Raw genomic sequence first — 11,849 nt, 5'->3', positions numbered from 1 at the left:
GGCTAGGCGTCCTACCGGGCTAGGCGGAGTTGACCATCGAGTGGGCTGCCCGCTCAAGGTAATCCCACAGGGTTTCTTCATGCAGCGGGGCAAGGTCCAAGGCGTCGACGGCGGCGCGCATGTGCCGCAGCCACGCGTCCCGGGCTTCGGGGGTGACCAGGAAGGGCATGTGCCGCATCCGCAGACGGGGGTGGCCACGCTGCTCCCCGTAGGTCTTCGGCCCGCCCCAGTACTGCTCCAGGAACAGCAAAAGCCGTTCCTTGGCCGGCCCGAGGTCCTCTTCGGGGTACATGGGCCGCATCAGCGGATCTTCGGCAACACCTTCGTAAAAAACGTCCACCAGTTTCACGAACGTCTCGTGGCCGCCCACGGCCTCGTAGAAGTTGTACTGCGGTGTGGTGAACGGCTGCTGGCCGGTTGGCTGCAGCGGCAGGGAAAAGCCCGGCGCCGGGTCCGGGGTTGGATCACTCACTTTTAGCCATTCCGTCGTTGATTGCTCCGGCGGTGCCGGGCTCGGGCTCCGGTGCTGCCTCCACGTCGCCGGTGAAGCTGCCCTGGGAGCGATTGCCGATCTTCGCGATTTCGCCGTTGCGGATGTACCAGATCACTCCTCGCTCATCGGTGATCCGGGTAATGCGGATACCAACGGAATGCACCGTTCCCACCGTGTCACCCACCTCGATGACGTCGCCGATCCCGTACTGGTCCTCGATGGTGATGAAGAACCCGGCCAGCGCGTCGCGGATCAGCTCGCGGGCACCGAAGCCCAGGGCGATACCCACGATGCCGACGCTGGCCAGCAGCGGTGCGATGTTGATGCCCACGGCATCCAGCACCATGATGATCGCCACGGTCCAGATGGAGACATTCACGGCGCTGCGCAGCAGGGCCCCGATGGTGTCCGCGCGCTGGGCGCGGCGCTTCTTATCCAGATTGCGCATGACCGGCTGCGCCCATTTGAGCCTGGAGGAATGGAAGAGCGAATAGCCTTTCTGGGCACGGGAGACCAGGCGGTTGATGACGAAACGGGCAAAGAACCAGACCACGGAGGCGGCCACGACTATTACCGCGGCTTCAATCAGGCCGGACCAGTCGAAGTCGCCGACGGTCACGGAGGAAAGGTCTATTTCGGAAGCTGAAACCACGGGCTGTTGAACATCCTTCGCTTTAGCGGAACAGGGAACGTCTTCCGGTTAAGGCTACCCGGGCGCGGGGCCGGAAGGCCGCACTTAGCTTCCCGGCAGCGTCACGGGCTGGTGGTCCACCGGGAAGTTCACGCTTCGGGCGATGAAGCATAGGCGGTTCGCTTCGGCATGCATGGGGCCGGTGGCCAGTTCGACGGCGTCGGCTCCGGCGGGCGGCGCCAGGGTGACCCGCGGGCGCAGGATGACCGAAGTGAATTCCCCGCTGCCGTCCCGGTTCAACCGGAGGGTTCCCTCGGGGGAGTCGGCATAGGCGGTAACGCGCAGTCCGTTCCGGACCGCGACATGCAGGTAGGAGAGCATGTGGCACTGGGCCAGCGCAGCAAGCAGGAGCTGCTCGGGGTTCCACCGGTCCTTGTCGCCGTGGAACGTGGGATCGGCGGTGCCCGGCAGGTCCGGGAGTCCGGCGGCCCGGATGATGTGGTCGCGGCCGTAGCTGCGGTAACCGGCGGTACCGCCGCCGCGGTTCCCCGTCCATTCCAGGTCCAGCGTGTAACGGTGCTCAGAGAGATTCACGCTCTCCAAGGTACCGTGCGCGCTGCCCGCAGGAGGGGGAACCGCGGGAAACCGCGGCAGAAACGGCTAGTGGTCCGCCGCCTGCGCCTTCAGGGCGCGCACCACGCCGTCGCGGTTTTCCAGCACAAGCCGGCGGAGGGACGGCGCGTCGTCGCCCAGCTCGGCAAGGAACGCATCGGTCCGGTCCACGGTGTCCTGCCGGGCCAGCCGCGCTGGATACAGACCAACGGCGATCTGCTGGCCAATCTCATGGGTGCGGCCTGCCCAGACATCGCGGATCGAGTCGAAGTACTTCTGCGCGTACGGTTCCAGCAGGTCCGTGTTGTGCACCCGCATGAAGCCGGCGATGGCCGAGCGCTGGGCTGCGTTGGGCATGTCCGAACGCTCCACGATGGCTTCCCAAGCCGCGGCCTTGGCTTCGGCGGTGGGGATCGCGGCGCGGGCCATGGCCGCGGCGAGGGCGCCTGTTGCCGTGGCATCACGCTCAAGCTCGGCAGCGATTTCCGCCTCGCCCATCCGGCCGCCGGCGACCAGTCCGGTCAGCAGTTCCCAGCGCAGATCTGCATCGATGGACAGCCCCTCGAGGGAGGCGTTGCCGGACACCAGGTCCGCCAGGGCATCCAGGTGCTCATCCGAGGAGGCATGGGCGGCGAAGGCCTTGACGAACTGCAGCTGCGAATCCGAGCCGGGTTCCGCAGCGGAGGCCAGTTCCCACAGGCTTTCCGCGGCAGCCACGGTCATGGGGTCGCGGTCCTCGGGATTCACGTAGAAGGCCAGCGTGGTGGCCAGCTGCCGCAGGAGGACCTGCACCACGGTGGAATCGGACTCGGACGCAATGTTCTGCAGTACCAGTTCCACATAGTTGCGGGCCGGAACCTCGGCGTCGCGCGCCGCATCCCATGCCGCTGCCCAGACCAGGGTCCGGGGAAGGGAATCGGCAATGTCGCGCAGGCTCCGCGTGGCGGTGCGCTGGGAGACGTCGTCGAGCCGGATCTTGGCGTAGGCGAGGTCGTCGTCATTGAGCAGCAGCAGGGCCGGGCGGGACTGTCCGGCCAGCTCGGGCACCTCGGTGCGTTCGCCGTCGACGTCCAGTTCCACACGGTGGGTGCGCTGCAGCAGGCCGTCCTCATCCGGATTGTAGAAGCCGATGGCCAGGCGGTGCGGCCGCAGGACCGGGTATTCCTCGATGGCGCTCTGCAGTACGGCGAAGGAGGTGATGGTGCCGTCCGCATCGGTTTCGAACTCCGGGCGCAGGGTGTTCACCCCGGCGGTCTCCAGCCACTTGGCGGACCAGTCCTTCAAGTCCCGGCCGCTGGCCGCTTCCAGTTCGGACAGCAGATCGGAGAGTTCGGTGTTCTGCCAAGCATGCTTGCCGAAGTATTCGCGCACCCCGGCCATGAACTTGTCCTGGCCCACCCAAGCCACCAGCTGCTTCAGCACCGAGGCGCCCTTGGCATAGGTGATGCCGTCGAAGTTGACCTGCACGTCTTCCAGGTCGCGGATCTCGGCGACGATGGGGTGAGTGGTGGGCAGCTGGTCCTGGCGGTACGCCCACGCCTTCTCCAGCGAGGCGAAGGTGGTCCAGGCCTGCTTGAATTCGGTTGCTTCGGCGGCGGCGAGGGTGGACATGAACTCGGCGAAGGACTCGTTGAGCCACAGGTCGTTCCACCAGCGCATAGTGACCAGATCACCGAACCACATGTGCGCCAGTTCGTGCAGGACGGTGACGGCACGGCGTTCCACGGTGGCTTCGGTTACCCGGGAGCGGAAGACGTAGCTCTCCAGGAAGGTGACTGCGCCGGCGTTTTCCATGGCACCGGCATTGAACTCCGGCACAAAGAGCTGGTCGTACTTTTCGAAGGGGTACGGGGCGCCGAACTGCTCTTCGTAGAACGCAAAGCCCTGCCGGGTCAGCTCGAAGATGTTCTCGGCATCCATGTACTGCATCAGGGAGCGGCGTGCGAAAACGCCCAGGGGAATGGTGCGGCCGTCCGAGCTTGTGAGCTCGCTGCGCACGGACTGGTACGGTCCGGCGATCAGGGCGGTGATGTAGGAGGAAATCCGCGGCGTGGGAGCAAAGGACCACGTGGAGCTCGGCTTGGAGTCTGTCAGGTCTCCGGCCGGCACGGGCTCCGGGGTGGGGGAGTTGGAGATAACGTCCCAGTGCGACGGCGCCGTCACGGTGAAGCGGAACGCCGCCTTCAGGTCCGGCTGCTCGAATACCGCGAACATGCGCCGTGAATCGGGCACCTCGAACTGGGAGTAGAGGTAAACCTCATTGTCCACCGGGTCCACGAACCGGTGGAGGCCTTCGCCGGTGTTCATGTAGCGCGCGTCGGCATCCACAACCAGCTCGTTGGACTCGGCCAGGTTCGGCAGCGAGATACGTACGCCGTCGGATACCTCTGCCGGGTCCAGGTCCACCCCGTTGAGGGTGACCCGGCGGACCGTGTCCGTTACGGCATCAATGAAGGTCGAGTCGCCCGGGCGGGCTGTGAACCGCACAACGGTGGTGCTGCCGAACACCTCGTCACCGCGGGTCAGGTCAAGGTTGACGTCATAGGACTCTACGCTGATGAGTTCTGCACGTTCACGGGCTTCGGAGCGCGTGAGATTCATACCTGGCAAGGTAAGGCCTTTCGAACGGAAAAGGAGGCCGGCAATTTCAACGGATTGCGTGGGAATAGCCGGACACTGTTGATCTTCTAAACATCATCTCACTGCTAAGCAACCTGCCAAGCGCAGAACGGCGGATTGCTGTGCAGCAATCCGCCGTTCAGTAATTCCTTATGCCGGAATTTGGTTATGCCGGGACTTAACGCACCACGCCCAGTCCGGTCCCGACGCCACGGGTCCAGCGCCCGGTCATGGGGGAATCACCCGGGTCGCCGAACAGAACGTTCCAGTCCGCCGCCACCCTCAGGTTGCTGTTGCTGAGGTACCACATGTTCTGGCGCTTCACGCCAATAGTGGAATATCCGTCCTGGTTCCAATCGCCGGCTACCGGGATATCGTTTCCGTTTCCCAGATGGAAGGCACCGTTGACGTCCGGGCGGATGTTGCTGTTGGTCAGGAAGAACCGTTTGGCACCGCTGTCGGGCCGTGCCACCCCGAGGGTGTCGCAGCCGTCGCCGTCCCAGTCTCCGACCACGGCGGTGTCGCCACGGTCACCGAAGTAGATCTGGCCGTCCGGCGCGCCGTTCGAATTGGAGTTTTTCAGGAAAACCGTTCCGTTGCGGAAGACGCCCACGCTGTCCCGGCCGTCGCCGTCCCAGTCTCCGCAGATGGGCTGGTCGCCGGTGTCTCCGAAGGCGAATACCGGCTGGGAAGAGTTTCCGGTGAGGCTGGTGCGCAGGGTCCACTGTCCGTTCCGGAACGCAGCCGGTGTTGCCACGCCGTCGCCGTCCCAGTCACAGGTCAGGAACCTGTCTGCAGGGTTGCCGAGGCTGGTGCCTGACACGGGGCTGGAATTGAAATACAGGTCCCCGCTCTTGGCTTTGATGGTCACCGACGCCGAGGAAGCATTAACGTAGTCGATTTTCACTGTGGTGCCGGACGAGGTGGTGAAGGTCTGGCCCGACTGCCACGCCATGTTGGAGTTGTAGTAGCCGGCGAACGGCCTGGTGGACGGCGTAATGATCAGGGAATTCAGCGCCCAGGAATTGGCGGCATCCGCTTTGACGATCTTGACGCCGCGGTTGCCTGCGCTGTCCCACTGTAAGTGCTCGTCATACCCGGCAGGCTGCCGCAGCTCAAGGTAATACACGTCCCCCGAACCGGGATCGGTGAATTTGACCGCGCGGTTGGCGGCGGAACCTCCCCATGGCGTCAATGTGTACGAGTGCGGTGATGAATCCGCTGTGCCGGCATTGAGGATTTCATTGCCGCGGCCAAATCCGCCCTTGTCCCAGAAGAAGGAATTAATGACGGGGTGGTAGTACTGGGCCGAACCCATCAGGTCCAGGGTGTCTGCGTATTCCCTGGAGGTGCAGGCAGGATCGCTCCAGCTGCCGGCGCCGTTGCCCGTGACGTCGGAGCGTCCGTTGCTGCACTGCAGGCCGTTCGCGTGCAGGAGCCCCAGGACGTGGCCGAATTCGTGGGCCACCACGTTGTTGGTGAACCTCGACGGCGCGGGCATGATCACTGAGCCGCTGGTGGGCCCGGCGGTCCAGCCGCCGCCCAGGATGCCGCCGTAGCCGCCGCTGCGCAGCTCCCCGGCCGGCACGAAGACCAGCAGGGCTGTATTGGCGCTGTCCCGCCAGCCGAGGTCGCCTTTGATGGTGTTCATCATGTCCGAATAGTCCTGCCAGGAACTAGCAGAGCTGTTGATGCTCCGGGTACCGGAAATCGACATGCCCAGGCGACCGTCGGACATGGCCCGCCAATAGCTGTTCGCAACGGAGACCGACGCGTTGGCCGCCTCCCTGTCGATCCCGCCCCGGTTGTCGGTCAGCGTTGCGTAGACCACGGTGACCTGGATGGTGGCGCTGCGGGCCGCGGCACCCATGGTGCTGGCCCCGCCGGTGGGGGAACTCAGAGACCGGGCTGCACCGTGGTCGTGGGCGGCGGAGTCCACGGCTGAAGCAATGTCGCTCTCGACCGCGGGACGCACGCTGCCGTCAGGATCGGTGATCAGCGGGGTGTTGGGGCCCGGCACGGGGAAACCGCCGCCAACCACCGGGTCGTACCCGCCGTCAGCTTCGGGATCCTCGGTCTCCGCTGGAACGGTCACCGGATCGGTGGCCGCTGCAGTTGCCGTCGCCGTCGGCACGGAATCCGCTGCCGGAGACGTGGCACCCGTTGTCGGGCCAGTGCCCTCGCTTGGAACGGGGGACGGCACAGGATCAGTGACAGGAGCCTCTCCTGTTCCGGCGACGCCCGTGGGTGCCGGCTGCGGCACTTCGAAGGGGCCCTGGGCAGGGAGGCTGCCGGCCGTCAGAGTGGCGGCCAGTACGGCCAGCATGGCGAGTTTTGCACTTTTCAATGGAAATCCTTGTAGGCGAGACCTGGGGGCGCGGCGCAAACAGTGCTGCTGATGGCAGCAACTACGTCCGGTGGTCCGGCCGGTTGTCTGCCGTGGGCGAAATAGTCCTACCTGCTCTATCGGCAGCGGCGGCACTACGGTAAGCGCAATAGCATGTTTTCACGATTTTTTAGCCCCTGCAGAGGCTGAAGCTACGCTGGAAGTGTCTTCTGGCCCCAACACCGAACGGACTTACCTAGAATGCGCGTGCACATTGCAACCGACCACGCGGGCATGGAACTCAGTTCCCACCTGATCGGACACCTGCGGGAGAACGGCTACGACGTGGTGGACCACGGCCCGCAGGAATACGACGCCAACGATGACTACCCAGCCTTCTGCATCAACGCCGCACAGGCGGTGGCGGATGACTGGAAGGCCGGCGTCGATGCCTTGGGCATTGTCCTTGGCGGTTCCGGCAACGGTGAGCAGATTGCCGCCAACAAAGTCCGCGGCATCCGGGCCGCGCTGGCCTGGAACCTGGATACGGCCAGACTGGCCCGCCAGCATAACGACGCCAACGTGGTGGCGGTGGGCGGGCGGCAGCACACCGTGGACGAAGCCGCGGAAATCATCGACGCCTTCCTCGCCGAGCCGTTCAGTGGAGATGAACGCCACGTGCGCCGGATCGGCCAGATCGCGCGCTACGAAGCCACCGGCACCACCGCCTGATGCCCGAAGGGCACTCCATCCACCGGCTGGCCCGGCAGTTCTCCTCCGCCTTTGCCGGCGCGCGGCTGGCGGTCAGCAGCCCGCAGGGGCGTTTCGCTGCCGGAGCCGCCCGGCTGGACGGCCATGTCCTGGAAACTGCTGAAGCACACGGCAAGCAGTTGTTCCTGCACTTCGACCATGACCTTTACCTGCGCATCCACCTTGGCCTGTACGGTGCCTTCGATTTCGGCGGTGATGAAACTTTTGCCGGTGCTTCCAGCATCGGCGCGCCCCGCCGGGTGGGGGAGCGGGAAGTCGCAGGTGACGACGACGGCGCCGGGTACGCCGGCCCGCCCGAGCCCAAGGGTGCGGTGCGGGTGCGGCTGGTGTCGGAGCACGGCTGGGCGGACCTGCGCGGACCGACGGCGTGCGAGGTCATCACGGGCTCGGAACGTGCTGCTGTCCTGGCGCGCCTGGGGCCGGATCCGCTGGGACCGGACGCCTCTGCGTCCGCATCGGTCCAGGAATTCGTGCGGCGTGTGCGCGGCAAGGGCTCACCCGTGGGGCTGCTCCTGATGAACCAGGAGATCCTGGCCGGGGTGGGCAACGTTTACCGGGCGGAAGTGCTGTTCCGGCAGAGGATTTCGCCCTGGCGCCTCGGCCGGGATGTGACTGTTGCCGAGGCGGAAGCCCTGTGGGCCGACGTCGTGGCCCTGATGAACGACGGCGTGCGGCAGGGCCGGATCATCACCACCGAACCGCAGGACCGGGCAGACCCGGCCGAGCCCGTCCCGGTGGCCGAGGCGCACTACGTGTACAAGCGGACCGGACTGCCGTGCCGGCGGTGCGGCACCGCAGTGGCGGGGACCCAAATGGGCGCCCGGAAACTGTATTGGTGCCCGGCCTGCCAGGCGGACTAGGGGCTGGGTGCGGCATTAACGCAAGAAGGGCCTTTCCCTGTGGAAAAGGCCCTTCTAAGGTGGAGGGGATGACGGGAATCGAACCCGCGTAATCAGTTTGGAAGACTGAGGCTCTACCATTGAGCTACATCCCCGGCGCCGTAAGGCAGGTTTTACCTTAGCACGGGAAAACCTGCCCTGAGTAATCGGTGCGGAACAGTGTTGCCGGTCAAGGGCCGGGCCGGTCCCGAACCGGGCCTTGCACCGGACCAACACCGGACCAACACCGGAATCGACAGCTGCGGAATTCGTCATACCCGCTTTCGGGCAGGTAGGCTGTCAGGTGCACTGACGGGGTGTAGCTCAGCTTGGAAGAGCGCCTGCTTTGGGAGCAGGAAGTCGCAGGTTCAAATCCTGTCACCCCGACTCTGTATAACCATGGTGCAGACCAATCCCAGAACCCTCAGGAGAACTTACGCTGTGAAGAGCGCCGTAGAAAACCTCACACCCACGCGGGTAAAGCTCAACGTTGAAGTTCCGTTCGAGGAACTGAAGCCGAGCATCGACGAGGCCTACAAGACCATCGCCACCCAGGTGCAGGTCCCGGGCTTCCGCAAGGGCAAGGTTCCCAACCGCATCATCGACCAGCGCGTAGGCCGCGGCTACGTCCTCGAGACGGCTATCAATGACGGACTGAACGGCTTCTACGCAGAAGCAGTACAGGAAACCGGCATCAGCCCCCTGAGCCGCCCCGAGGTTGAGATCACCGAAGTTCCGGACCCCGCCTCCGACGAGGGCCAGCTGGTCTTCACTGTCGAGCTGGACATCCGCCCGGAAATCGAGCTCCCGGACTACGCCGGCCTAGAGGTCACCGTTGAGCCTGCCGAAGCTTCCGACGCCGACGTCGACAAGGCCCTGGACGAACTGCGCGGCCGTTTCGGCACGCTGAAGTCCGTGGACCGTCCGGCCGTAGCCGACGACTTCCTGACCATGGACCTCGTCGCCAAGGTTGACGGTGAAGAGGTCGACTCCGCAGCAGACCTGTCCTACCAGGTGGGCGCCGGCACCATGCTCGAGGGCATGGACGAGGCCGTCACCGGCCTGAGCACCGGCGAATCCGCAACCTTCAACACGAAGCTGGCCGGCGGCGAGCACGCAGGCGCCGACGCCGAGGTCACCGTGACGGTCAAGGCCGTCAAGGAGCGCGAGCTTCCGGAAGCCAATGACGACTTCGCCCAGCTGGCCAGTGAATTCGACACCATCGCCGAGCTGCGCGAGGACCTGGTCAAGCGCGCCGCCGAGTCCAAGCTCATGGAGCAGGGCGTCGAGGCCCGCGACAAGGTGCTGGAGAAGCTGCTGGAGCTCGTTGAGGTTCCGGTTCCGGAATCCGTCATCGAAGAGCAGATCGAGCAGCACTTCAACTCCGAGAGCGCCCAGGCCTCGGGCGCCGACCACGACACCGAAGAGCACCGCGCCGAAGTCCGCGCCAACACCGAGGCGGCCTTCAAGAACGAAATCATCCTCGACGCCGTGGCGGAGAAGGAAGAAGTAGGCGTCAACCAGAACGAGCTGATCGACTACATCGTTTCCAGCGCCAGCCAGTACGGCATGGATCCGAACCAGTTCGCCCAGCTGATCGACCAGAGCGGACAGGTGCCGATGATGGTTGGTGAAGTCCGCCGCCGCAAGGCCCTGGCCAAGGTCCTGGAGCTGGCCAAGGTCACCGACACCACCGGTGCCGAGATCGACCTCACCGAATTCGTCCGCCCCGCCGGCGAAGAGGCTGAAGCAGCAGCAGAAACCGAAGAGCAGAACGAAGACAAGGCCTAGCCTTCGAAGGTTCGAAGCGATACACACCGCGCCGCCGGTCCGAAAGGGCCGGCGGCGCGGTGCGTTTAAGACGGTGTGTTAAGGCGGGGCATCAGCCTGCGGCGGAGGCGTCACGGGCGCCACCGGACCCTGTGATCCACATCGTGCGCCGTCAGCGAACAGCCTGCCAAACGGAAGCCGGGCACGGCGCTGACAGGCTAGTGTCCTAGGAGAGACAAACGGCAGGAGCAGCCGGCACAGCCGGCACCTGGTTCCTGCCAGAGCGAGAGGTCACTCATGGCAACTGCACCGAACACACCCACTATGGCAACGGTGGACCCGGCCGGCCGGGACGACTACATCTACAACCGCCTGCTCAAAGAGCGGATCATCTGGTTGGGCTCGGAAGTCCGGGACGAGAATGCCAACGCGATCTGCTCCCAGCTCCTGCTGCTCTCGGCCGAAGATCCCGAGAAGGACATCTACCTGTACATCAACTCGCCCGGCGGTTCGGTGACGGCCGGCATGGCCATCTACGACACCATGCAGTTCATCCCGAATGACGTGGTAACCGTGGCAACCGGCCTGGCCGCATCCATGGGACAGTTCCTGCTGTCCTCGGGCACCAAGGGCAAGCGCTACGCCACCCCGCACGCCCGCATCCTGATGCACCAGCCCTCCGGCGGCATCGGCGGCACGGCTTCGGATATCAAGATCCAGGCCGAGCTGATCCTGAACATGAAGCGCGTTATGGCCGAGCTGACCGCAGAGCAGACCGGCCAGAGCGTTGAAACCATCCTCCGGGACAATGACCGCGACAAGTGGTTCACCGCGCAGGAAGCCCTGGAATACGGCTTCTTCGACAAGATTTCCGCCCACGCCGGCGGAGTCACCGGAGGCGGCGGAACCAACCAGGACCAGGCAGAGGGCAAGGACGAGGACTAGGTCCGCATCCTGCCATTCCTCCATTTGCATACTTCAGGAGTAATTCATGAACCATAACTTCGGCACCGCCGGCTCCGCCGCAGCACCGCAGATGCCCACCAGCCGCTACGTCCTGCCGCAGTTCGAGGAGCGTACGCCCTACGGTTTCAAGCGCCAGGACCCGTACACCAAGCTTTTCGAAGACCGCATTATCTTCCTGGGTGTACAGGTGGACGACGCTTCCGCGGATGACATCATGGCCCAGCTGCTCGTGCTTGAGTCCACGGACCCGGACCGCGACATCACCCTGTACATCAACTCCCCGGGCGGTTCGTTCACGGCCATGACGGCCATCTACGACACCATGCAGTACATCCGCCCGGAGATCCAGACCGTTTGCCTCGGCCAGGCAGCCAGCGCCGCAGCCGTGCTGCTGGCCGCCGGTACGCCGGGCAAGCGCCTGGCACTGCCGAACGCCCGCGTGCTGATCCACCAGCCTTCGCTGTCCGGCGGACAGGGCGGGCAGGCCTCTGACCTGGAAATCCAGGCCGCCGAGGTCATGCGGATGCGCACCTGGCTGGAAGACACATTGGCGCTGCACTCCAACCGCACCTCCGAGCAGGTGAACACCGACATCGAGCGGGACAAGATCCTCACCGCCGATGCCGCACTGGAATACGGCCTGATCGACCAGGTACTGGATTCCCGCAAGATCAAGACGCCGGCCATCAACAAGATGTAGCCGGATCCGGGCGGGGGGGGGGGGGGGGGGGTCTGGCCGGCCGGCCCCCGGGGGGGGGGGAAAAAAAGCAAAAGCGAAAGGAG

General features: G+C 65.0%; 10 protein-coding genes and 2 tRNA genes. 6 read left to right on the top strand and 6 right to left on the bottom strand.

All coding sequences use genetic code 11. The features are described from left to right. Nucleotides 1–19 precede the first annotated feature (19 nt). The 5 genes from QNN98_RS10365 to QNN98_RS10345 form a co-directional block, all read right to left on the bottom strand. Nucleotides 20–472 carry a globin gene (locus tag QNN98_RS10365; RefSeq protein ID WP_502864691.1) on the bottom strand — a complete coding sequence of 151 codons (453 nt, stop codon included), beginning with the start codon at nucleotides 470–472 and terminating at the stop codon, nucleotides 20–22. Continuing rightward, nucleotides 465–1,145, bottom strand: a complete 681-nt coding sequence (locus QNN98_RS10360) for a mechanosensitive ion channel family protein (RefSeq protein WP_283996991.1) — start codon at nucleotides 1,143–1,145, stop codon at nucleotides 465–467. The genes QNN98_RS10365 and QNN98_RS10360 overlap by 8 nt, the downstream gene beginning before the upstream one ends. An 84-nt stretch (nucleotides 1,146–1,229) precedes the next feature. Beyond that, on the bottom strand, nucleotides 1,230–1,718 hold the full coding sequence (locus QNN98_RS10355; RefSeq protein WP_227911645.1) for an OsmC family protein: 489 nt from the start codon (nucleotides 1,716–1,718) through the stop codon (nucleotides 1,230–1,232). A 66-nt stretch (nucleotides 1,719–1,784) separates the two neighbouring features. Next, nucleotides 1,785–4,337 carry an aminopeptidase N gene (gene pepN / locus QNN98_RS10350; RefSeq protein WP_283996990.1) on the bottom strand — a complete coding sequence of 851 codons (2,553 nt, stop codon included), beginning with the start codon at nucleotides 4,335–4,337 and terminating at the stop codon, nucleotides 1,785–1,787. A 196-nt stretch (nucleotides 4,338–4,533) separates the two neighbouring features. Further along, nucleotides 4,534–6,702 carry a reprolysin-like metallopeptidase gene (locus tag QNN98_RS10345; RefSeq protein ID WP_283996989.1) on the bottom strand — a complete coding sequence of 723 codons (2,169 nt, stop codon included), beginning with the start codon at nucleotides 6,700–6,702 and terminating at the stop codon, nucleotides 4,534–4,536. A 240-nt stretch (nucleotides 6,703–6,942) separates the two neighbouring features. On the opposite strand from QNN98_RS10345, the gene QNN98_RS10340 reads away from it, so the two are divergent. Next, a complete protein-coding gene (locus QNN98_RS10340) occupies nucleotides 6,943–7,413 on the top strand; it encodes a ribose-5-phosphate isomerase (protein WP_283996988.1) in 471 nt (156 codons plus the stop codon). Continuing rightward, nucleotides 7,413–8,312 carry an Fpg/Nei family DNA glycosylase gene (locus QNN98_RS10335; protein ID WP_283996987.1) on the top strand — a complete coding sequence of 300 codons (900 nt, stop codon included), beginning with the start codon at nucleotides 7,413–7,415 and terminating at the stop codon, nucleotides 8,310–8,312. The genes QNN98_RS10340 and QNN98_RS10335 overlap by 1 nt, the downstream gene beginning before the upstream one ends. 60 nt (nucleotides 8,313–8,372) lie before the next feature. Here QNN98_RS10335 and QNN98_RS10330 read toward each other — a convergent pair. Further along, nucleotides 8,373–8,446: transfer RNA gene (locus QNN98_RS10330), tRNA-Gly, on the bottom strand. A 197-nt stretch (nucleotides 8,447–8,643) separates the two neighbouring features. Here QNN98_RS10330 and QNN98_RS10325 point away from each other — a divergent pair. The 4 genes from QNN98_RS10325 to QNN98_RS10310 all read left to right on the top strand — a co-directional run bounded on the left by QNN98_RS10325 (nucleotide 8,644) and on the right by QNN98_RS10310 (nucleotide 11,766). Next, nucleotides 8,644–8,717, top strand: a tRNA-Pro gene (locus QNN98_RS10325). Nucleotides 8,718–8,771: 54 nt separating this feature from the next. Further along, on the top strand, nucleotides 8,772–10,121 hold the full coding sequence (gene tig / locus QNN98_RS10320; RefSeq protein WP_227911640.1) for a trigger factor: 1,350 nt from the start codon (nucleotides 8,772–8,774) through the stop codon (nucleotides 10,119–10,121). A gap of 303 nt (nucleotides 10,122–10,424) precedes the next feature. Further along, nucleotides 10,425–11,045, top strand: a complete 621-nt coding sequence (locus tag QNN98_RS10315) for an ATP-dependent Clp protease proteolytic subunit (protein ID WP_227901586.1) — start codon at nucleotides 10,425–10,427, stop codon at nucleotides 11,043–11,045. A 46-nt stretch (nucleotides 11,046–11,091) separates the two neighbouring features. Further along, a complete protein-coding gene (locus QNN98_RS10310) occupies nucleotides 11,092–11,766 on the top strand; it encodes an ATP-dependent Clp protease proteolytic subunit (protein WP_227901554.1) in 675 nt (224 codons plus the stop codon). Nucleotides 11,767–11,849: the final 83 nt, after the last annotated feature.

The organism is Arthrobacter sp. zg-Y1143 (genome assembly GCF_030125565.1).
In the GTDB taxonomy this organism is placed as follows: domain Bacteria; phylum Actinomycetota; class Actinomycetes; order Actinomycetales; family Micrococcaceae; genus Arthrobacter_B.
This window is presented reverse-complemented; position numbering and strand designations above follow the sequence as displayed.